Genomic DNA, 23,519 nt, shown 5'->3' on the forward strand with positions numbered 1-23,519 from the left:
TTACTTTTCTGCAATCTGTTCAACGTAACAGGTTGATTATCAAAGATTAAGGTGATTTACATCATGGGATTTAAATGCGGTATCGTCGGCCTGCCTAACGTCGGCAAATCCACCCTGTTCAACGCGCTCACCAAAGCCGGTATCGAAGCGGCCAACTTCCCGTTCTGTACCATAGAGCCGAACACCGGTGTCGTGCCGATGCCCGATCCGCGTCTGGATGCGCTGGCTGAAATCGTCAAGCCACAGCGTATTCTGCCGACCACCATGGAATTCGTCGACATCGCCGGTCTGGTGAAAGGCGCGTCCAAAGGCGAAGGCCTGGGAAACCAGTTCCTGACCAACATCCGTGAAACCGAAGCTATCGGCCACGTGGTGCGTTGCTTTGAAAACGACAACATCATCCACGTGAATAACAAAGTCGATCCGGCTGATGATATTGACGTTATCAATACCGAGTTGGCGTTGTCGGACCTCGATACCTGCGAACGTGCTATCCACCGCGTACAGAAACGCGCGAAAGGCGGCGACAAAGACGCGAAAGCTGAACTGGCCGCACTGGAAAAATGCCTGCCGCAGCTGGAAAACGCCGGTATGCTGCGCGCGCTGGATCTGACTGAAGAAGATAAAGCCGCCATCAAATACCTGAGCTTCCTGACCCTGAAGCCAACCATGTACATCGCGAACGTCAACGAAGACGGTTTCGAAAACAATCCTTACCTCGACCAGGTGCGTAAAATCGCCGATACCGAAGGTTCTGTGGTGGTTGCTGTGTGCGCAGCAGTAGAATCCGACATCGCCGAACTGGACGACGCTGACCGTGACGAATTCATGGCTGAGCTGGGCATCGAAGAACCGGGTCTGAACCGCGTTATCCGCGCCGGTTACGAACTGCTTGACCTGCAGACCTACTTCACCGCTGGCGTGAAAGAAGTCCGCGCGTGGACCATCCCTGTCGGCGCTACCGCCCCACAGGCTGCGGGTAAAATCCACACCGATTTTGAAAAAGGCTTCATCCGCGCACAGACTATCGCCTTTGAAGACTTCATCACCTACAAGGGTGAGCAAGGTGCCAAAGAAGCCGGTAAAATGCGCGCAGAAGGCAAAGACTACATCGTTAAAGATGGCGACGTAATGAACTTCCTGTTCAACGTCTAAATGAAATGTGTTGTCTTATGAGGTTCCAGTGAATCTCAAAGCAATATAAAAACATATAAAATCCATGCACTTGCGTGGATTTTTTGTTTCACAATGTCTCAATTCATCTCGTAACAACGCTGTCAAAAATGAGTACATGGATGAGTACAACATTCTTCCATCTTCATTTTAAGTGAGTACAATGACGGTATAATAAATAAGGCCCCGTTATGCTCACCGATACGCACTGCCAAGCCGAAAGAAAAACTCTATCGGCTCAATGATTTCAATGGTCTCTACCTCGAAGTGAAACCCAATGGCAAAAAGGCATGGCGCTATCGGTTTAAACTCAACGGTAAATCCAGCATGTTTGCGTTGGGTGAATATCCGACGGTCAAACTGTAAGCATCCCGCTTAACCGGCCCATTCACTTTTAGAGATCTTCCGACATACTGTTTATGTCCCCTGAGGAGATCGTCATGCGCAAAGCCCGATTCACCGAGCACCAGATCATCACCGTTCTGAAGTCTGTTGAAGCCGGACGCACCGTCAAAGATGTCTGCCGCGAAGCGGGAATATCGGAGGCCTCGGATTACAACTGGAAAGCAAAGTACGGCGGTATGGAAGCCTCTGATATCAAAAAGATGAAAGATCTTGAGGACGAAAACCACCGACTCAAACAGATGTTTGCCGATCTCAGTCTGGAATGCCGGGCGCTGAAAGATGTCATTGAAAAAAAGCTTTAAAACCAGCGATAAAGCGGGAACTCGTCGGTTATCTGACCTCGCAATTTATGATGAGCACTCGCCAGGCATGCAGGACGTTATCGCTGAGCAGGACGGTGTACTTTTACCAGCCCGATACCCGGCGTGATGAACCGGTGATCCACGCGTTGACTGAGCTGGCGGCGCGCTATCCACGATACGGTTTTAAGAAGCTGTTCCAGCTACTGCGCAGGCAAGGCAACTCCTGGAACCACAAACGCGTGCACCGGATTTACTGTCTGCTGAAACTGAATTTTCGTCGCAGGGGAAAGCAGCGTCTGCCGGTACGCAACCCCGCGCCACTGGCCACGCCGGAAGCGCTAAACCAGAGCTGGTCCATCGATTTTATGCATGATGCGCTGGTCTGTGGCAGACGCTTCAGAACCTTCAATGTGGTGGATGACTTTAACCGCGAAGCACTGGCGATAGAAATTGACCTGAATATCCCGGCGCAACGCGTCGTGCGGGGGCTGGACAGGATAGTGGCAAACCGCGGCTATCCGCGGAAGATGCGTATGGATAACGGGCCAGAACTGGTCTCACTGGCACTGGCGCAATGGGCCGAAGAACATGGGGTAATGCAGGAATTCATCAAGCCAGGTAAGCCGACACAGAATGTGTTTATCGAGCGCTTTAACCGGACGTACCGGACAGAAATCCTGGATTTTTATTTGTTCAGGACACTGAATGAAGCACGGGAAATCACGGAGCGCTGTCTGGCCGAATATAACAGCGAGCGACCTCATGAATCCCTGAATAATCTGACGCCGGAAGAATACCGGCTGATGGCTGAAAACCCGGAAATCTCAAAAAGTGCGTGGAACTAAAATGGGTGTGCTTACATGGAGTGCCCATGAGCTTGTAGGCAAATCAGCCCTAGAGTTGGACTGACCCCGCCCCGGTAGACGATCCTGCCCTATAGTTGGAGTCCACCCACGCGGTCTTCGTCATGTTTAGATGGCCCCAAATCCAAGTTGTAACAGGTCTGGCCTACATCCCCCCGATTGTGCATTGACGCTCATCTTTTAGACAGATATTGTGATGTCATATTAAAAATATGAGGTTTTGTAATGAATGAGCTCCTTTTACCAGAGCAAGTTAAAGCTGCAAGAGCTCTTCTCGCTTGGTCTCAACAAGAACTGGCCTCCAAAGCAAATGTGGCAACATCTACACTTGCGGATTTTGAGCGTGGCTTTCGTACTCCAGTAGCAAATAATGCCCAAGCTATCCGTGATGCCTTAGAAGCTGAAGGTTTGCAGTTTATAGCTGGTGGGGTAGTTGAAAGGGGTATGCTGCAGCCACCTGAAAATGTAAAACCTGGTTCTTTGATGCGCTGGATTAATGCAACTCACCTTTCACAGTGGGGTGAACGGAGAGATGGTCAGAGTGGTATTCCTGAATTATTACGACGTTTAATTTTTGCAACAGTAGGTCCTGCCGCAAAAGTTCATTTCCCATCAGATGAGAGTGTGCAATATCCTGGTTGGGATGGTGAGTGTAAAACGAGTTTGGGTTTGGGCTTCGTTCCTGAGGGTGATTCTGTTTGGGAAATTGGTGCTCAACGTACCTCTATCCGCGCTAAGGCAGAAGAAGATTTTAATAAAAGATCTGGGAATCCACTCGGGTATAGTCCAGATAAAACAACGTATGTATTCGTTACTCCACAACGCTTTCCTGGTAAAAATAAGTGGGTAGAGGAGAAAAAAGCTCTCAATATTTGGCTGAATGTCTGTGCCATTGATGCTGATGATCTTGTCCATTGGTTAGAAATTTATCCTGCGGTCGCTCAGTGGTTGTCAGTAAAAATAGGTCATCGGCCACAGGGATTACGTAATATTGAAGAGTCATGGAGCGAGTGGATTCACGCAACGAGAACACCTCTCACTCCCGATGTTATCTTGGCCGGACGTGATGAAGAACAAACAAAAGTCCTTAGGTGGTTAAGAGATTCACCGCAACAACTCTCGGTGCAAACCGAAGCTCCCGATGAAGCACTAGCTTTTCTTTATGCATCTATAAGTCCTCTGCCTGAAGAGCATAAGCTGTTCTATTGGAGCAAATGTGTCGTAGTTGACAACGCAACAACAGCCCGACAATTAGCTGGTTTAGGCACGCCATTAATCATTGTTCTCACTATTTCAGAACCGGGGATTGCACAATCTCTTGTTAATAATGGTCACCATGTCTACGCTATCTATGGCTCAGATGTGTCTCATCTATCCGGTCATTCAATACGCCTCCCCCGCCCATGGAGATTTGAGCTAAAAATAGCATTAACTCATGCTGGATTAAATGAGGAGGATGCTCATCGTTATGCCCACGCATCAGGCCGCAGTATTACGGTATTAAGGCGCTTAATGCCCATAGCCCCAAACTATAAACCACAATGGGCTGAACATGTTTCATCTGAGCTTATTGCCGCAATGTTCGCGGGGAGCTGGGATGAAACCTCATCTCAAGATCAAAAAATTATTAGTGATTTAGCTGGTTGCTCTTATGAGCAGGTAGAAGAAATCTTGGCACCGTTAGCATCCACTTTTGGTGGTCCATTAATTCGCTCTGGTAATCTTTGGAAAGTAGTTTCATTACGAGATCTTTGGACTCAAGTAGGTAATCAGCTAACTTCCCACCAACTAAAGCGCTTTGAGAATACATTCCATTCGGTGGTGAGCGCCATTGATCCCCATTTTGAGACTCAACCTAATGCCGATACCTTCTATGAAGATAATAGCGTAGGGAAACCATCAGGTAGCATCAGACGTGGCATAACAGAATCGATGATTGCCTTGGCTGTTTTCCCAGAGGTAGCAACGCTGATTACGGATGTATCTTCTCATGTGAATAGTGCGGTGTATAAGTTGCTTAATAATGCAACTGAGCCACTTTGGTGGTCTTTGTCTCAGGATTTCCATAATCTTGCAGAAGCAGCCCCAACGGTTTTTCTAGACGCTGTAGAAGCTGGGTTGGAAGGCGATTCACCTCAGATTTTGTCATTATTCCGAAGTGATGAAGGGATAATGCAACCCACAGAGTATCTTTCAAATTTGTTATGGGCATTAGAGATGTTAGCGCGTAGCCCGCGTTATCTAATGCAATCTGCACTTTTACTGGCTTGGTTAGATGATGTTGATCCCGGAGGTCGATGGGGAAACCGTCCAGCAGTTTCTTTAAGGCGGATTTTTGTTAGTTGGTCACCACAAACTTATGCTAATTCATCACAACGTATTAAGGTCATTGATCGGATCATATCGCTGCATCCAATTGCTGGTTGGAAGTTATTGCTCGCATTAGCACCTCGTTCACACGATACTTCAGAACCTTCTTCTATGCCAAATTGGCGTGATTTCACTCCTAATGAGCCGGAGTCGATTACCTGGTCCTCTGTTGCAACAGCAGCATGTGAAATCGGTGAAAGATTATTAATGCATATAAATGGGAGGTGCGAACGGTGGTTTGAACTTTTCCACCTTTGGGGGAATTTTGATTCAAACTGGAAATTTTCAGCAGCCAAGCAATTAGCTGATTACTCCCTTAACCTCACATCTTCTGATGAAAAAGAAAGGTTGTGGAATGAGTTACGGCATTTTTTACAGAGAAACCGTGGCTTCAAAGATGCTCCATGGGCTCTGTCTGAAGAAGAATTAGCACCGTTGGATGCTATATTTCTTTCACTAACACCAGAAAATGTCGAGGAGCGTTTTCGCTGGCTATTTTGTGCAGGGGCCAATGAGTTAGGCGAAAATTATGATTGGCAAACACAACGAAATAGGCTCGAAGAGAGACAATTGGAAGCAGTAGAGTTCTTACTTGCAGAACTTGAATTTGAACAAATATTTCATTTCTCTTCAACAATTACGCTGCACTACGATTTTGGTCTTGCTTTAGCGCGATCCTCAACAAAGTGTGGGCATAAACATTTTCTAATGAAAAAAGCTCTAATGTCTGGTGATTCAGATATAGCAAATATTGGTTTGGGAATTCTTTATGGACTCAAAGCCACGAAAGGCTCAGAAAGCGAAACTTGGGTTCAAGAAATATGGGAACAAGCTATAACTGATAATTGGGGGGAGTTAGCGGAAGTACGCATTGCCCAAGTATTACCACCTGTAATTTCGCTTTGGCTGAAAATAGAATCGAGACCAGTTAATATTATTACAATATATTGGCAGACGATCCCTACATTTAGGCTTTCTGCAGATTTAGAGCTTGAGTATGTCATTGACCATTTACTTCTGGCACACCGAAGTCACGATGCTCTTGCGTGGCTTGCCAATAATATAAAAATAGAACCAGAAGGCTCAGTTATTATTAGAGTAATGCATACCGCTGCAAGCACTAAAGACTCTCCAAATAATGATAATACGATGTCGAGCTATTATATTGGTATTCTCCTAGATTACCTGGAGAGTGATGTAAATACTTCAAAAGAAGAACTTGTGAGGCTCGAATGGATTTATTTTCAAGTTTTACGGCATTCACGACATCCAGCCAGAAACTTACATCAGGCTCTTGCTAAAGACCCTGTATTTTTTACCTCACTAATGAAATTACTCTATCTACCTGAAGAAGATAGTGGTGTAGTTGAATCTGAACCAGCAAATCCTAAGCAGGCCCGTGATCTAGCAAGCCAGGCATATCAAGTTTTGCATGATTGGGCAATTGTACCCGGGACCGATGAGAACGGGACTATTGACTCTTATGTATTGATGTCGTGGGTCAAGCAAGCTCGTCAATTACTGAAGTCTGCAGGTCGTGGTGAAATAGGTGATGACACGATTGGCATGATTCTCTCTGCCGCAAAAAGAAAAAAAAATGAAACGTGGCCACCAGAAGCAATTCGCGAAGTTCTTGAGTTTGCTAGAAGTCGAGCAATGGAGAGTGGTTTTGAAGTTGGTGTTTACAACCGCCGTGGCGTAACTGTACGCATGCCACATGATGGTGGGGGGCAAGAACGAATATTAGTAGAACGCTATAAACAAGATGCTGATGATCTTAGATTTGAATGGCCTCGAACCGCAGCTTGCTTAGACCGCATTGCTATAAGCTATCAACAAGATGCAATTAGAGAAGATCACAGTGCGGACCAAGGTGATTGGTTATAAACCCTCTTATCATAATTGTATTTATTGAGTTTTTTAAATATGCAAAGGAGATTACATGCAAAGAAATTTATTAAAATACTTAAAAGTCTCTACAGGCAAAATAAGGAAGTGTCAAGAAGAAGCTGTGGGGAAATTTTTTAAATTCAAGAAAAGAAATATTCGTGATAAGGCATGCTTAATTAACTTGCCAACGGGAGCGGGTAAAACAGGTGTCATAAGTTTAATATCACATCTAAGTAAAGAGCGAAATATTTTAATTATCTGTCATAGGAGAGCAGTTAAGGAACAGCTCTATAGAGAAGTATCAAGTAGATTTTTTAGAGTGACGTTAAACGATCCAGATATAAAATTAAAGAATACATTTAAAAACATTAATAATTTAAATGAAGAAGGTATATATATATCAACATTTCAAAAACTATCAATGTTATCACCAGAAGATCTAGATGAGACACAAAGTTTCTTTGATCTTATTATTATTGATGAAGGTCATTCTGAACCATCTCCTGTATGGCGAGAAATCGTACGACAATCAGATGCAATAAAAGTTGTAATAACGGCAACACCATATAGGAATGATCTTTTCGAATTAAACGTTGACTTAGATGATTATTTTATCTTTACATTTAAACAGGCTATTTCTGATAAAATAATTACTGAGCCAAATTTCATTCAAGTGAATTCAATGGAAAAAATGCTTCAAGAAGTACAGGTTTTTCTAGAAAAAAATGAAAATATAAAATGCATAATAAAATGTAAAGATGCCTATGATATATCTCGATACCACGAATCAATTTTTAAAAAATTCAAAACAGTAAGTATACATGAGACATTTAGAAATGATGAAGTTAGCGGTAAATTTAAATCAGTAAATTCCGCATTAAAATCTGACAACATAAGAGTTCTAATTCATCAACATAAACTTGATGAAGGTGTAGATTTGCCTGAAGCAAAATTACTAGTTTTAACCTATCAAGTTGGAAGTGGTAGAGAATTGGTTCAAACTATTGGGAGAGTTGTTAGGAATTATAATTCAATAGAACCGATGATAATAGATCTAGCTAGTTCATCCAATGAAAGAATGTGGCAAAGTTACCGCGTATTTGATGACTACATATCCACACCTAGCGGTTCAAAAGGATTTATAAAATCGCTAAGCACAACTAACCTAATAAAAGGATTTCTTGATAACTTCCCTGAATACAGCTACTTCTCTAGTCGTTTCAGAGAACGATTGGACTTGCAATCCATAAATGCCAATGATGTTTCAATACCATTGGCATCCGTTTGCTTTATAGAAAAAGGGCCTAATTACTCAACCCCCCTTCTTTTGGATAAAATATATTGGGAACTGCATACACAAGGTTCACTTGTTAAAGAAATAAAAAATGACCATAATGTATTCATGTATCTATACATATCATTCAATAGCTCCAGGTATCTTTCTGATAAATTATTTTTTGAACCAAAGCTAGAAATAATAATAATTAAAGAGTTATCTAATAGCATAGCTATCTTTGACAGCGCTGGTGCCAAGTATGCAAATAGAATCGACTTAAATCTTGCAAACCCTATAAATATTAATAGATTAACAGCATTAGCTGCAGCCACTAAAGTCCGTGAAATAAAAGAAGCTCACTCAAGGGCTATAGGTACTGCAAAAAATAGACCGGAAGCGATGTCCTTAAAAGGTAAAAACCTAGAAAATATAAATAGCACTCAGCGCAATGCCATGTACGCACTAACAACATTGAAAGTAGTTAATAAGGATGAACAAGGGAAAAATGACAGTAGTTTCTATATAGGGGCTAGGTCTGGTCGTGTCTCTGACCAAATGGAAAGGAATTTTAGTATAGAAGAACTATCTGAATGGATTGAGAAAATTGATTTAGGAACAGCAAAAGAAGCAACTAATAATGGCCGATTAATAAAGTCATTCTCACAACCCATCAATGAAAAACCCAATTCCGATATAGTTTCAATTATTCTAGATTTATCAGATTTCGATACCGAATTAATTTCCGAAAAGAATTTCCTACCGGACTATTATTACCTTCAATATTCAGAAAGTGAAGGTGCGGAGTTATTTTTTGGTTCAAAATCATTTAAAATACAAATTCAGTATGAAGAAGATAAACATAGTTACCTTTTGACAACTACTAACAATTATGATGATTTCAATAAAATAATTTCTTATTTAAATAATGACTATTTTAGAATTCTTTTCTTAGACGGAACAACATACAGTGCGTCGAAATTTTATAAATTTTCACTTCCTTTTGAAAAAGGTATTACTGCTGAGGAAAGTTGGGCGGGACGTTCACTCATAAGCATTCCAGCCCTGCTTTCAAAGGGTCTTAAAGAAAAAGGAAAGTATGATGAAAAAGATATGTATATTAATACTACAAGCACAAGCTTTGATAAGAATTCTATATTTTATTTAATTGATCAATTAAAAAACCACTCAAATAGCAATGCTACTCTTCCACAATTGGGCCCCTTTCATCCTTATATTCCAAATTGCGATCTCGTTCTTTGCACTGACATGGATACAGAACCATGTGATTTTATAGTATCATCACCGGATAAATTATGTTTCATTCATGTAAAATGTGGGAAATCATTCAGTTCTCCAAAATCCTCAGCAGGAGCGATAGCAGAGGTCGGAAGTCAAGCAATTAAAAACTTAACCTATCTGATTTCACACTCAGATGCTAATACCCCAGGAAACTACTCTATTTGGGATAAAGCATGGCCATCCCATAAAGCCAAACATAAACTTGAGTCTCGTTTTAGATTAGCCTTTAACGAAATTGGAAAGATCCCTAATAAAGAAAATAAACTTAAGGAAAAAACCTGGGAGTTAATATCTAATAGAAGAAAATCACCACTGTGCAATAAAGAAATATGGATAGTAATGGGCAACTCTTTTTCGAAAAAACATTTCATTGAAGAGATGTCAAAAGATACTGACCAGCAATCTGAAACAATACAAGCTTTTCAACTAATCGAAGATTGGTTAAGTAGTGCTGATGAGATGGGTGTAGATATAAAAATATTCACATCATAACAAACTCACTTCCCCGACACATTTAAGTGTGTCGGGGAAGTCATGGATAACCAATTCAACTGATTATTTTTTTAATGACTAATAAATGCCATTTACTCTCTGACTCCACAACAATAAGGAAGGGATAATGTTTTGATTCATGTCCTGACATCACGCTGGTTAGATCCGCTGCGGGATTGTATTCCGTACGACTGGTAACTATGGCGTAATGAAAGACTTCACCGGAGCAATGGCGAACCTTCTTGGTTTCTCTGTCGCACCACGGCTTACCGGGATACTTACACTTCATTAGGGCATATCCCTGGACCGAACACAGATTGCCCCCCACTTATGCCCCCAACTGTGATTTGATTCCAGTTGATACCAAAAGATAAGGTACGGGCTAGAAACTAGCCGTATACGGGCTTTGAGTTGGTTTCGGTAGACTTGGCAAAAGTTTGAAATGGTGCCGATTATGGAGCCGAACATACGAACTGTCCATTTCGAAAGCGAGCCAATTCCAAAATGAGTACAAGCATGAGTATAATGAAAGAACAGTAGAAATTAAAACATTAAATATCAATAAAATACAATAAAAGTCATGGTTCAATGTCTAAGCTTTGCTTTGGTCGTAACTCGAGAAAATCCACGCTTCGGCGTGGATTTTTATGGGCGTTTTAGAGAGGGTAGATGTAAGGTTGAGCACCACCGTCGTGTAAAGCGCTGAATGGCACTATAGCCGAAAAACTGATTCTTCTTTGAGGATCCCGACATGACCACCTTTCATCAACTGACAGCCACCAGCCTGCGAGGACAGCCTGTCTCTATGGCTGACTATGCTGGAAAGCTTGTTCTGGTGGTTAATACCGCCAGCCATTGTGGCTTTACGCCGCAATATGCAGGCCTTGAAGCGCTCTACAAGAAGTACGCCGCCCAGGGTCTGGTAGTGCTTGGCTTCCCCTGCAACCAGTTCGGTAAGCAGGAACCCGGCGGCGCCGACGAAATCGCGCAAACCTGTCACATCAACTACGGTGTAAGCTTTCCGATGTTCGAGAAGGTAGAAGTCAACGGCTCTGCAACACACCCGGTGTTTGGCTACCTGAAAGACGAATTACCGGGCGTACTGTGTAGGCGGATAAAGTGGAACTTCACTAAGTTCCTGATCGGGCGCGACGGCAAACCGCTCAAGCGTTTTGCACCGTTTACCACCCCAGAGAAAATGGAAAGCGTCATCGTCGCTGCACTTAAAAAATGAGCATTCGGACCGTTCACTCAGCAGCGGTGACTATGGGTTAACGCTTTACCGCGATGAACATAAAAAAGGCAGTGCCCCAAAGGACACTGCCTGTTATTCCATCAGAACTACCCTACTCGATTACTTCTTTTTGCCTTTCGCTTTTACGGTGGCATTTTCAATCGTTTTGACGGCTTTGGCCGCAGGCGTCGCTACCTTGGCCCCGGTCGCCTGAACGAACAATTGATAATACTCTTCTGACAGTTTGCGTATCGCTTTACCGATATTGGCATAGTCATATTCATTCAGGTTTGCCAGCGAAACGCGCCATGATGGGTCGGTGGTGCCGAACCCTTTACCTGGCAGCAGGATAACACCCGTCTCTTCGGCAAGACGGAACAAGGCCTGATTCGGTTTCATCTGGCTTATCATCCACTTGGTAAAATCTTTCCCGTACATTTCTTCGGTCAGGTCTTGCAGATCCAGCAAGTGGTAATAACGTACTGAGTTGGCGTCATACGGCATTGGCAGACCCAGCTCGCGGTACAGCGCTTCTTTACGGCGCAGTACGATACGTTTCATTTCGTCTTTGTAAGCATCCGGCTCATCCATCAGACAGAACAGAGAGAACAGCGTCATCTGCGCCTGGATTGGCGTTGAGAGCCCTGCGGTGTGGTTCAGCGCTACGGTACGGCTATCCGCAACCAGACGGTCAATAAACTTCAGGCTACGTGGCGTGGTGGTGATGGAAGAATAGCGTTTATCCAGCTGCTTCTGTTTGGCCTCTGGCAACGCCGCGATCGCCGCATCAATGATGTTGTTTTCGTGGGTCGCCACAATCCCCATACGCCAGCCCGTTGCACCGAAGTATTTGGAGAAGGAGTACACCAGGATAGTGTTGTAAGGGCAAATAGCAAACAGCGAAACGAAGTTATCGGCAAACGTGGCGTAAACATCGTCCGTCAGGATGATCAGGTCTGGACGTTTTTTTACGATTTCGGCGATATAACGCAGCGTATCGTCGTCAATTTTAACCGATGGCGGGTTGCTAGGGTTGACCAGGAAGAAGGCTTTAACCTTTGGATCCAGCAGCTTATCCAGCTCTTCGTGCGTGTACTGCCAGTTGTTCGACTGCGGCGCGTCGATATGGATAGTTTTGAGGTTGTAGTCACTCAGCTCAGGGATCTCAATATAAGGCGTGAAGATCGGCATGCCGAGCGCAATCGTATCGCCCTCATTGATGACATGGTTCGATTTCAGGCTGGCGAACAGATAGGTCATCGCCGCGGTACCGCCTTCCAGCGCATACATATCGAATTTGCCAACGAAAGGATAATTACCAATCATTTCTTTGTGGATGTACTTGCCGACAATCTCCTCGCTCATCGTCAGCATGCGGTCCGGCACCGGGTAGTTACAGCCCAGGATCGCTTCACACATCTCGTAGATGAAATCGCCCGCATTCAGCCCCATCTGGTCGCGGATATACGACACGGCGGACTCAATAAAACGCACTCCAGGAACCGTTTCATGCTGTTTGGCGAACAGTTCGAAGCGTGCCTCGATCCCTTCGCGCTGAGGGAATCCGCCAACATGTTCCATGTAACGGTAAGAACGTTCGGCTTCGGTCATCGCAAACAGGCCAAACTGGAAGAAGCCATGGCGTGGTGTCGTTGCGAGGAAGTTCGGGTTCCCACGGCCTGCATTTAACATCAACTGATTGCTTTGAACGGCACGCTGCATCAGTGCATCTTTCAGTTCAAAAGGGCTTAATAGCGCGAGTTTTTCCGAATCGCTAAAATCCATGTCACTACTCCTTACTGAATCATTAACAGATTAAATTGCCAGCCCGCGGTGCTAGGGGCTGGCGACCTTGTATGAGGAGACGTCTTTAAACCAATGCGATCACCAGCGGCCCCAACAATGTCAAAAAGACGTTGGCGAGGGCGTAAGTGATGGCAAAAGGAACGGTTGGGACTGAGTTTTCAGCTTTATCCAGAATTTCACCGAAGGCAGGGTTAGCACTGCGCGTCCCGCTCAGCGCCCCGGCAAAAATGGCGGTGTTGTTGTAGCGAAGGACATAGCGGCCAAACAACATGGTGAGAATTAACGGCAGGATAGTCACCACGACACCGATAATGAGAAGTTTCAGACCCTGACTCTCGACGGTTTGTACCGCTTGCAGGCCGGAAGAAATCCCCACTACGACCACAAACGCAGCCAGGCCCAGATCTTTCAGGATTTGTACGGCACCAGAAGGCATATAGCCGAACGACTGACGACGAGAACGGAACCAGCCGAACAACAAGCCAGACAGCAATGCGCCGCCGCCACTGCCGAGGGTCAGTGGAATAGAACCGATTTTTGCGGTGAGCATACCGACCAATAGACCGACCACCAGACCTGCCCCCATATAAACGAAGTCTGTCTTGGCACTCGGCACAATGGCATGGCCGACCAGGTCTACCACGCGTTTCACGTCATTTTCAGCGCCAAACACGGTGACCATATCGCCCAATAACAGTTGGGTTTCCGGCTCCAGAGGCAGGATTTTTCCCTGACGCGAAATTTGCGAGACATACACGCCGTGACGCACATCGTGCGCCACTTCCGCACGGATTTCGCCAAACGCACGTTTGTCGAGCGTCTTGTTGGTGATGACCACATCCCGGCGCTGCATGGTCAATTCCATGCCTTCTTCGTCATGCATCTCCTTGCCTAATTTATCGGCAACGGAGACCACCGCGTTACGACGCCCCACCACCAGCACGATATCACCGGGCAGTAGCTGCATATCCGGGCTCGGCTCGAGGATCTGTTTATCGCGCTTAACACGCTCAATGGTGATAGGCACCTCGGTGTTGTTTTCGAGCGCCTGGACGGAAGTCGCGGTGCTGGCAGGTAACTTGAAAATCCTGCCCACTAAATCAGGTGCGGCCGCTTCCTGGCCCGGCCCAAAGACATTTGCCCCGGCCTGAATTTCGTTCTCGGCCTTCAGAGCATCTTCTTTAATGCTTCGGCCCATAAATTTAGGCAGAAGGTTCACACACACCAGAATGGCGCCGAATGATCCGAACACGTAGGTCACGGCGTAGCCAATCGCCACATTCCCTTGCAGGCGCTGAACCTCATCGGCCCCGAGGCCCAATTTGGTAATTGCGTCACCCGCCGTACCAATGATCGCTGACTGGGTCAGAGCTCCCGCAGCAACCCCGGCGGCCAGACCTTTATCCAGATCAAACCAACGGGCTAAAACCACCACAGTGAGCAGGCCGGTGACAGCAAGAACAACGGCGAGAACGATCTCTTTAATGGATTGTTTACCCAGTGAACGGAAGAAATCGGGTCCGCTCTCATACCCTACGGCATAAATAAACAGGGCAAACATCACGGATTTCACTTCGGGATCAATTTGAACCCCGACCTGGCTCACTAACACGGCCACCAGTAACGAGCCTGCTACCCCACCTAACTGAAACTTCCCAAATTTAATCTTGCCGATGTAATACCCGGCAGCGATCGAGAAGAACAGTGCTATCTCGGGAGACTTTTGAAACAAATCGTGCAACCAGTTCATGGGTTAACCTCAGTTACATAGAAAAATAGTCCTGACACCATTAAGGCTGGAGCGAACTCGCCAGCCCGACAATCAACGGCCCCATCAATGGCAGCACGACGTTCGAAATTGCATAAGTGATGGTATAACCCAGCAGGGGTGTAGAGTTTCCACACGCATTCTGAATCGCACTCAGTGCCGGTGTACTGCACTGTTGCCCGGCGATAGCGCCTAATAAAACGGGTGGGCTGAGTTTTAGCCAGAAATGACCGACCATCAGGGAGATCGAGGCGGGAATGACCGCAATAGCGACCCCAAGGACAGGCAAGGTGAAGCCGTATTGTTCAATCAGCGCCAGCGCCTGTGGTCCAGACGACAGGCCGACACCGGCAATGAACCCGGCCAGGCCGAGATCTTTAAGCAGCGACAGCGCATCTGAATTGACCGTATGTAAGTCGGCGCGTCGGGCGTGATACCAACCGAGAATCAAGCCGACTACCAGCACGCCACCACCGGTACCGGCGGAGAAAGGAATGCCGCCAATTTTAAGGGTAAAACTGCCCAGAATAGTACCCAATGCAATCGCCACCCCGGCAATGCCGAGATTACTGGCCAGCTTGTCCGGCAACAGCTTACCAATCACACCCAGCTGCGGGGCTGACTTACGACCACCACCGGTACTTGCATCGTAAACCTGCAAGATATCGTGTTTCTGCATCAGCGTGCCGGGCAGCGCGGGCAAAGTGGCATCGCCCCGCTGAATGGAGGCGACATGCACCCCTGGAGGTAACGTCAGGGTCTGAAGCGGCTGGTTAAACATCGCGGGTGCAAGGAGGACAACCTTGTAAGTATCAAGCGCAACGCTCAGCGACGTGGTATCGGGCATTTCCCTGCCAAGCATCTTCGAGATATCAATCATTGACCCGCGATAGCCCACCACCAGTACTTCATCGCCACGGCGTAGCTTGAGCCCCGGCGACAATGCCACCTGCCGCCCATGACGTTGGACGCGGATAATACTGCTTTGCTGTCCCAGTTTTGTCAGGATCGAGGAAACGGTATACCCTGCTCCCCCTTCAACAATGTAAGCGCGCCCGACGACGGCAGGCAGAGCAGAAACCCCTTCGGTTTCAATGCGTCCGCCCATGCTCACCCACAGTTTATCGGCCTCTTTGCGCAAATTAATGCGCAGGAGGAGCGGAAACAGTTGGCTGGTAACAATCACGATAGTGATCAGGCCGCAGATATAGGTAATGGAATACGCCGTCACCACATTACCCTGCAATCGAATGATTTCGTGGGCAGGCAGGTCGAGACGCGAAATCGCATCCGTCGCGGTACCCACCACGGCTGACTCGGTCGCGGCCCCGGCCATCATCCCTGCCGCGGTACCGGGGTCCAGCTGCATAACGACAGTAGCGGCCAGCACCAGAGCCAGCACCGCCACCACTTCAATCAGGCAAAAAATGCCCAACTGCAGGCCTCTGGCATTCAGATTGGCAAAGAACTGTGGGCCGCCGCTGTAACCCAAAGCGAAGATAAACAACATAAAAAACACATTCTTAATACCCGACTCTACCGGGATATTCAGCTGTCCAATCAACAAGGCTGCGATGAGGGTGCCGCAGACGCCACCGAGCTGAATTGGCCCAAGGCGTATTTGACCAATCCCATAGCCAAATGTCAGAGCCAGAAAAATCGCCAGCCCTGGCGTTGTCTGCAATGCATGTGTGACATCGGTGATCAACGTACCCAACATTCTGTATCCCCGGTCATGAAATTGAACCTAACGCAGCGCATAAGGGCGGGTCATCAGTGATACCCAATAATCAATTATTGATTAACCCGCAATAAACCCAGGGACATAGCATCCCCATTGATAAATGCCAGCAGAAACCCGACGAAAAGTTTTTCATCAGAAAGAAAGACGGTTTACGAAAATATAGCAGACGATTCAATCAGCAACAGATAAGCGCGGAATACAGGGGGCGACCGACGCGGTCGCAACATTGACAATATATTATCTTTGTTAAATCGGCGTTATCGTCGGTTTATCCGTGCGGTCCGCCTGTTGGTTATGGCTAAATAGATAACAATAATGCCTTTTTAATTAATTAGCAGTGCTCACTCGCCGTGACAAGTCTCTGCCGAAGCTGATTATTAATCTGAATATTTTAGACTCAGCAGTATTATCTCGCATACAAAAATAAAAATTCACAATAATAAACTGGCCATATTCATCATTTCGAATGAAATCACAAACTGTAAAAAGGCAATAAAACAATCGCGTCGTTTCGGTAAAAATAGATAACCACCGAAAAACAACCTGCCAAAAATGAGGGGGATAGAATGTAATACGAACGAAACGGCACAACAATAATCCTCACAAAAATACAGAATTAAATACACCCTGCTTTTGCAAGGTTTATTTAAAGTGTTGAATATAATTCATAATAAGGAGGCATAACGACTCTCGAACGAAATGTACTGGCGACGTAACATCTTCACTTTGTGGAAAATAACCACCGGGAGCGTCGTCTTCAATGCGCCCGTTCCTTCACAATTTGTTCCTCTTTTGTCGTTAAACCGTTAACGCCAGCAGTGTAGAATTGTTCCAGCAAACCACCCTGCAGGAGTCAATATGAACAATAAACGACGCACAGTTCCCGGAATCAGACACTATGACGGGCCTGCTGGCGGGTGGGGTGCGCTGAAAGCCACGGCGATTGCCGTGCGCACGCAAATGGATACCTTTGACGCGCCCCCCACGCTGCTGCGTACCAACCAGCCGGATGGGTTTGATTGCCCGGGCTGCGCATGGCCGGATAAAGAACACAAATCAACCTTCCAGTTTTGCGAGAACGGCGCGAAAGCCGTGACCTGGGAAGCCACCAACAAACGTGTCACGCCGGAGTTTCTGGCGGCCAATACCGTGACCTCGCTGCTGGCGAAAAGTGATTTCGAACTGGAAGGCTATGGCCGTTTAACCCATCCTCTGGTGTACGACAAAGCCAGCGACACCCTGCGCCCGGTGGAATGGGAAGCCGCTTTTGCGCGCATAGGCGAAATCCTGCGCGGGCTGGCCCCGGATGAAGTCGAGTTTTACACCTCCGGTCGCGCCTCGAACGAAGCGGCCTGGTTATTCCAGCTGTTCGCCCGCGAACTGGGCACCAATAATTTTCCCGACTGTTCCAATATGTGTCATGAAGCCACCAGCACCGGCTTACCGCGCTCCATCGGTATCGGCAAAGGCACGGTCTCGCTCGATGATTTTGAGAAAACCGAGCTGGTACTGTCCATCGGCCATAATCCGGGCACCAACCACCCGCGCATGATGGGTACCCTGCACGAACTGGCCCGTCGCGGCGTGCCGATTATCGTCTTTAACCCGCTGCGCGAGCGCGCGCTGGAGCGTTTTGCCGATCCGCAGAGCGTGGTCGAAATGGCAACCTACAGCTCAACCGATATCGCTTCGACCTATTTTCAGGTTAAAGCAGGCGGCGACGCGGCCGCGTTAAAAGGCATCGCCAAACATTTACTCACCTTTGAAGCCGCGCGCGGTAACGTGCTGGACGGTGAATTTATTGCCGCGCACACCGACGGATTTACCGAGTTTTCCGCGGACATTAACGCGACTTCATGGGAATCCATCGAGCAGGAATCGGGGCTGACGCGCGCCGACCTGGAAAGCGTCGCTACCGCCTACGCCAAATCTAACGCCACCATCATTACCTACGGCATGGGCGTCACCCAGCACAATAAAGGCACCGCCAACGTCCGTCTAATTGCTGATTTACTGCTGATGCGCGGCAATATCGGCAAGCCCGGCGCAGGTATTTGTCCGTTGCGCGGGCACTCTAACGTGCAAGGCAACCGCACGGTCGGCATCACTGAAAAACCGACCGCCGCGTTCCTGTCAAAAATTGAAGAGGTGTTCGGTTTTGTGCCGCCGTCAAAACACGGTCACGATGCCGTGGCGGCGACGCAGGCGATGATTGACGGCGTTTCTAAAGCGATGATTTGTCTCGGCGGCAACTTTGCCGTGGCGATGCCCGATCACGAGCAGGCCTTCCCGGCAATGCAAACGCTCTACCTCAGCGTCCACATCGGCACCAAGCTCAACCGCACGCATTTGCTTGTCGCCAAAGAGACGTTTATTTTCCCGTGCCTGGGCCGCACCGAGCTGGATATGCAGCAGACCGGCAGACAGTCGATTACCGTGGAAAATTCAATGTCGATGGTCCATGCCTCCTCCGGCAAGCTGAAACCGGCATCCCCGCAGCTACTTTCCGAACCAGCGATCGTCGCGGGCATGGCCAAAGCGACGCTGCCAAACACCAAAGTGGCATGGACGGAGTTAGTCGCCGATTACGACCGGATCCGTACCTTGATTGAACAAACCGTGCCTGGATTCACCGATTACAACGCGCGCATTCGCGTGCCGGGCGGTTTCCGCATGCCGCTGCCGCCGACGGAGCGCGTGTGGCCGACGGCGACTGGCAAAGCAATGTTTTCGGTATTCCACGGCGTGGATGAAAACGCCAAAGGCGAAGGCGACAACACCTTACGGATGATTACCCTGCGCAGTCACGATCAATACAACACCACCATTTACGCGCTGGATGACCGCTATCGCGGCGTGTTTGGACGTCGTGATGTGCTGTTTATGAACGAGGATGACATGACGCAGCTGGGGCTGGAGCACGGCGACCGGGTGGATATTTCCACCGCGTTGCCCGACAGTCATCAGCGGCTGGAAGATATCACCGTGGTGGCATACAGTATCGCCTCCGGCTCGGTCGGGGCGTATTACCCGGAAGCCAACGTGCTGATCCCACTCAGTTATCGTGATGAAGACAGCGGCACGCCGTCGTATAAATCGGTGCCGGTGCGGGTGACGCTGCGCTCAAAAGAGATCCGCGCCCTGTAACGCAGGGTCGCAGGGCAGCCTGAAAACTGCCCTGCTTTTTATTTATGCCTTCACGCGCGCGCGTTTCACTCTTTCCTCTTCGCTGCTTTCATGGGTCGCCACCAGCGAGAAATCAAAACTCACTTCGGTATGCGGAGCAGGAATATCGCGCTGCTGCGCCAGACTTTGGTCGGTGATTTTTACCGGGTCAGCAATCAGCTCTTCGCGGGTCGCAAAGGCAAAGTCATCCCACAAATATTCATCACCGTTGAGGTTAATTTGGGTGGTCAGATGCTTAAAGCCCGGTGCGGAAACGAAGAAATGCACGTGCGCCGGACGATTACCGTGACGGCCTAATCCGTTCAGCAGTTTTTGCGTCGGGCCATCCGGCGGGCAGCCATAGCCACACGGCACAATGCTGCGTACCGCATAGCGTCCATCAGCCCCGGTTTCTACGCGACGGCGTAAATTGTATTCACTTTGCGACGGGTCGAAGAACGAATAGCCGCCCATCGTATTCGCGTGCCAGATATCCACCACCGCGCCCGCCACCGGCTGGCCGTTAATATCGGTCACCTGCCCGTGCAGCCACATGGCTTCGGCTTTTTCATGGCCGTCATCCATGCGCGCAAACCCCTTACTCAGCGGCGCATTGGCCACGTACAGCGGCCCTTCGATGGTGCGCGGCGTGCCGGTTTCATTCCCGGCGGCGGCCTCTTTTTCATCGGCGCGCATATCCAGATAGTGCTCCAGCCCCAGGCCCGCTGCCAGCAGCGCCGCCTCTTTGCGTTCACCCAATTCGTTGAGATAGTTCACCGCCAGCCAGAACTCCTCGTCGGTGATATCGAACTTTTTGATGGTCTGGCACAGGTCGCCGAGCACCTGATGCATGATGGCTTTAAACCGCTCGCTGCCCTGCGCTGAATTTAAGCCGCTGCTGATGGCGAGTAACGTTTCCAGTTCTGTTTGTTTTGCCGGATTAACTGACATTGCAACTTCCTCTTGTAGGGTAAGGGTTGTTTTTTTATCGTTTAATTACTGCTGGTTGTGAATCGACGACGGATGTTCACACAGCGGCTGCACGGTTATCTCCATGTACGGATAAAGCGGCAGCGCCGTTAAAATGGTGTGCAGTTCCTGGTTGTCCGCCACGTCAAAAATGCTGACGTTGGCGTACTGACCCACCACGCGCCAGATGTGCGGCCACTTGCCGTCGCGCTGCAGTTGCTGTGAATAGGCTTTCTCTTTGGCTTTAATGTCATCCGCCTGCGCTTTCGGTAACGACGACGGAATATTGACCTGCATTTCAACTTTAAAAAGCATGCTAATGTCCTTTAGGTTCTGGCGTAATGACGAAGTTTATCGGCGTCGATTTCAACGCCCAGCCCCGGGCCCGACGGCAGCGTGACCTGGCCGTGACTGAAATCCAGCGGGCGCACCACGATGTCGTCTTTGAGCAGCAGTGGGCCAAACATCTCAGTACCCCACTGCATGGTTACCGTCGACCAGGCGTGTAAAGAGGCCACGGTGCCGAGCGTGCCTTCGAGCAGGGTGCCGCCGTACAACGCGATGCCCGCGGCCTGTGCCACCTGCGCCAGTTTCAGCGCCTGCACCGGCCCGCCCGCTTTGGCGATTTTCAGCGCATAGGCGCCGGTGAAACCGCCGCTGGCCAGCGCGTAACCGTCATGTGCCGTCGCCACCGCTTCATCGGCCAGAATCGGCACGGTAAAGCGCTGACTGAGCGTGATTAAGCCGCGTTGATCCCACAACGGGATCGGCTGCTCGACCAGGTCGATGCCGCCCGCCTGCAATTCGGTCATGCCTTTGATGGCGGTGGTCACGTCCCACGCCTGATTGACGTCTACCCGAATACTGACCTCATCGCCGAGGGCGGTTTTAATCGCCAGCGCGTGACGGATATCGGTCTTCAGATCGCGGGCGCCAATTTTCAGTTTGAAGGTGTCGTGCCGCCCTTCTGCCAGCAGGCGTTTGCCCTCGTCAATATCCTTGTCGGTATCGCCGCTCGCCAGCGTCCACAGCACCGGCAAACGTTCGGTTAGCGCCCCGCCGAGCAGCGCACTGACCGGCAGGCCGAGCATTTTTCCCTGCACGTCGAGAAACGCGGTTTCGAGAGCCGATTTCGCAAAGGTGTTGCCCTTCACGCTGGCATTCATTTTCGCGGCGAGCGATGCCACGCCGCTGAACGTTTGCCCGCACAGCAACGGCGAGAGATAGGTTTCAATCGCTGATTTAATCGATTCCGGGCTTTCTGAGCCGTAACTTAAGCCGCCGATGGTGGTGGCTTCGCCCCAGCCAACGCCCTGTGCGCAGGTCATGCGTACGATGGTCAGGGTCTGACAGCCCATGGTGGTCATCGACAGCTTGTGCGGGCGAATGGTCGGGATATCCACCAGCCAGCAGGCGATGGACTCAATGGTGATGCTCATTATTCACTCCTGTGTTCGTGTTTTGTCGGCCCGACGGCAGGCTACGCAGCGCTACCCAGGCCAGTAAAGCGTATGCCACCAGCAGCAACGACACCGGCCAGGAGGCGTTAAACTCCATCAGCAGCGCCACCGCCAGCATCGGCCCCAGGCCGCCGGAAAATATCGAACCCATTTCATGCCCCAGCGCCAGCCCGGAATAGCGCACCCGTACCGGGAAAAGGTCGCTCATGATGCAAGGCTGGGTGCCGATCATCGCCCCGTGACACACCGGCAAACCCAGCATCATTGCCAGCATCACCCAGCCGTAGTTACCGGTGGAAAGCAGCCAGAAGAACGGAAACGCCATCACCAACAGGCCAATCACGCCGATGTAATAGACCGGTTTCAGCCCAATGCGGTCCGACAAGGCGCCCCAGAACAAAATCGAGAAGAACTCCACCAGCATCGCCAGCGTCACGGCGCTGATGATTTCCCCGGTGCCGATGCCGATGTGTTTGGCGTACACCACCGAAAAGGTGAAGAAAATATAGGACGCGCCGTTTTCCGGCAGCCGCAGGGCAATCGCCTGCAACAGCGCTTTCGGGTGATCACGCATCAAGGTAATCAACGGGATTTTTTCGTGTTTGTCTTCCGGTTTGGCCTGCGCAAAAGCTTTGCTTTCACGGATGTTTTTGCGGATATACACGCCAACTAAAAAGATGACGATGCTCAGCAGGAACGGCACACGCCAGCCCCAGCGCATAAAGTCAGCTTCCGGCAGTTGTTGCACCAGATAAAAGGCGAAGGCCGACAGCACGAAGCCACCGGAGACGCCCATCTGACTCCAGGCGGTATAAAAACCACGGCGTGAAGCGGGCGCGCTTTCGCTGAGCATCAGCACCCCGCCGCCCCACTCATCGCCCGAGGCCACGCCCTGCAAGAAGCGCAGGGTAATCAACGAAATCGGTGCCCAAATGCCAATCTGCGAATAGACCGGCAGCAGGCCAATCACGAAGGTCGTCGCCCCCATCAGCGTTAACGTCATGATCAGCGTCATCTTGCGGCTGTAGCGGTCGCCAATATGACCAAAGGCGATACCGCCCAGCGGACGGGCCAGAAAGCCGACCGCAAAGCCGGAAAACGCCAGCAGCGTGCCCTGCAACGGGTCTCCGCCTACCGGGAAGAACAGCGGGCCAAACACCAGTGCCGCCGCCGTGCCGTACAGGAAAAAGTCATACCACTCAAGTGCATTGCCCAACACCGAGGCCAGCACCAGCTTACGCATTTGCTGTGCGTCCTGGGGTACGGCCCCGGCGGTTACGTTATTTTCGGTTGCCACATTGCT

13 protein-coding genes and 2 pseudogenes are annotated in these 23,519 nt (G+C 49.0%); 7 read left to right on the plus strand and 8 right to left on the minus strand.

Translation table 11 applies throughout. The features are described 5' to 3' along the window. The first annotated feature begins 63 nt into the window (after positions 1 to 63). The 5 genes and pseudogenes from ychF to MUU47_RS12690 all read left to right on the plus strand — a co-directional run bounded on the left by ychF (position 64) and on the right by MUU47_RS12690 (position 10,070). Complete coding sequence (ychF, locus tag MUU47_RS12670; protein ID WP_258988534.1) at positions 64 to 1,155, plus strand: redox-regulated ATPase YchF; 1,092 nt, start codon at positions 64 to 66, stop codon at positions 1,153 to 1,155. Positions 1,156 to 1,374: 219 nt separating this feature from the next. Further along, a pseudogene (locus MUU47_RS12675) lies at positions 1,375 to 1,536 on the plus strand (Arm DNA-binding domain-containing protein); the annotation flags it as partial. 77 nt (positions 1,537 to 1,613) lie between these two features. Next, positions 1,614 to 2,725, plus strand: a protein-coding gene (locus MUU47_RS12680; RefSeq protein WP_258988535.1) for an IS3 family transposase whose coding sequence is annotated in 2 segments (ribosomal slippage) — positions 1,614 to 1,875 and positions 1,875 to 2,725 — 1,113 coding nt in all. Because the reading frame shifts where the segments join, the coding sequence is not laid out codon by codon here. A gap of 243 nt (positions 2,726 to 2,968) precedes the next feature. Continuing rightward, on the plus strand, positions 2,969 to 7,000 hold the full coding sequence (locus MUU47_RS12685) for a helix-turn-helix domain-containing protein (RefSeq protein ID WP_258988536.1): 4,032 nt from the start codon (positions 2,969 to 2,971) through the stop codon (positions 6,998 to 7,000). Between the two features lie 55 nt (positions 7,001 to 7,055). Then, entirely contained in the window at positions 7,056 to 10,070 is a 3,015-nt protein-coding gene (locus MUU47_RS12690; RefSeq protein WP_258988537.1) for a DEAD/DEAH box helicase, read from the plus strand. 103 nt (positions 10,071 to 10,173) lie between these two features. Here the strand turns inward: MUU47_RS12690 and MUU47_RS12695 are convergent. Continuing rightward, positions 10,174 to 10,337: pseudogene (locus tag MUU47_RS12695) on the minus strand (phage integrase central domain-containing protein); the annotation flags it as partial. 484 nt (positions 10,338 to 10,821) lie between these two features. Between MUU47_RS12695 and MUU47_RS12700 the strand changes: the two are divergent. After that, the gene (locus MUU47_RS12700; protein WP_258988538.1) at positions 10,822 to 11,304 is read left to right on the plus strand and encodes a glutathione peroxidase; all 483 of its coding nucleotides are present in this window, start codon (positions 10,822 to 10,824) and stop codon (positions 11,302 to 11,304) included. A gap of 120 nt (positions 11,305 to 11,424) precedes the next feature. Here MUU47_RS12700 and MUU47_RS12705 read toward each other — a convergent pair whose 3' ends face one another. The 3 genes from MUU47_RS12705 to MUU47_RS12715 all read right to left on the minus strand — a co-directional run bounded on the left by MUU47_RS12705 (position 11,425) and on the right by MUU47_RS12715 (position 16,598). Then, positions 11,425 to 13,089: a bifunctional aspartate transaminase/aspartate 4-decarboxylase gene (locus MUU47_RS12705; RefSeq protein ID WP_258988540.1), complete on the minus strand. Its 1,665-nt coding sequence runs from the start codon at positions 13,087 to 13,089 to the stop codon at positions 11,425 to 11,427. Positions 13,090 to 13,174: 85 nt separating this feature from the next. Then, complete coding sequence (gene aspT / locus MUU47_RS12710; protein WP_258988542.1) at positions 13,175 to 14,860, minus strand: aspartate-alanine antiporter; 1,686 nt, start codon at positions 14,858 to 14,860, stop codon at positions 13,175 to 13,177. A 40-nt stretch (positions 14,861 to 14,900) separates the two neighbouring features. Next, positions 14,901 to 16,598 (minus strand): aspartate-alanine antiporter-like transporter, encoded by a 1,698-nt coding sequence (locus MUU47_RS12715; protein ID WP_258988544.1) that lies wholly within the window; start codon positions 16,596 to 16,598, stop codon positions 14,901 to 14,903. A gap of 882 nt (positions 16,599 to 17,480) precedes the next feature. On the opposite strand from MUU47_RS12715, the gene MUU47_RS12720 reads away from it, so the two are divergent. Beyond that, on the plus strand, positions 17,481 to 19,769 hold the full coding sequence (locus MUU47_RS12720; RefSeq protein WP_258988545.1) for an FdhF/YdeP family oxidoreductase: 2,289 nt from the start codon (positions 17,481 to 17,483) through the stop codon (positions 19,767 to 19,769). Positions 19,770 to 19,811: 42 nt separating this feature from the next. On the opposite strand, the gene catA is transcribed toward MUU47_RS12720, so the two are convergent. The 4 genes from catA to MUU47_RS12740 are packed head-to-tail and all read right to left on the minus strand — an operon-like array spanning position 19,812 to position 23,459. Further along, positions 19,812 to 20,738 carry a catechol 1,2-dioxygenase gene (gene catA / locus MUU47_RS12725; RefSeq protein WP_258988546.1) on the minus strand — a complete coding sequence of 309 codons (927 nt, stop codon included), beginning with the start codon at positions 20,736 to 20,738 and terminating at the stop codon, positions 19,812 to 19,814. A gap of 45 nt (positions 20,739 to 20,783) precedes the next feature. After that, positions 20,784 to 21,071 (minus strand): muconolactone Delta-isomerase, encoded by a 288-nt coding sequence (gene catC, locus MUU47_RS12730; protein ID WP_258988547.1) that lies wholly within the window; start codon positions 21,069 to 21,071, stop codon positions 20,784 to 20,786. 11 nt (positions 21,072 to 21,082) lie between these two features. After that, the gene (locus MUU47_RS12735) at positions 21,083 to 22,195 is read right to left on the minus strand and encodes a muconate cycloisomerase family protein (protein ID WP_258988549.1); all 1,113 of its coding nucleotides are present in this window, start codon (positions 22,193 to 22,195) and stop codon (positions 21,083 to 21,085) included. Next, positions 22,179 to 23,459 carry an MFS transporter gene (locus MUU47_RS12740; protein ID WP_374684752.1) on the minus strand — a complete coding sequence of 427 codons (1,281 nt, stop codon included), beginning with the start codon at positions 23,457 to 23,459 and terminating at the stop codon, positions 22,179 to 22,181. The genes MUU47_RS12735 and MUU47_RS12740 overlap by 17 nt, the downstream gene beginning before the upstream one ends. Between the last annotated feature and the right edge of the window lie 60 nt (positions 23,460 to 23,519).

The organism is Scandinavium hiltneri, from assembly GCF_024764835.1.
Lineage (GTDB): Bacteria > Pseudomonadota > Gammaproteobacteria > Enterobacterales > Enterobacteriaceae > Scandinavium > Scandinavium hiltneri.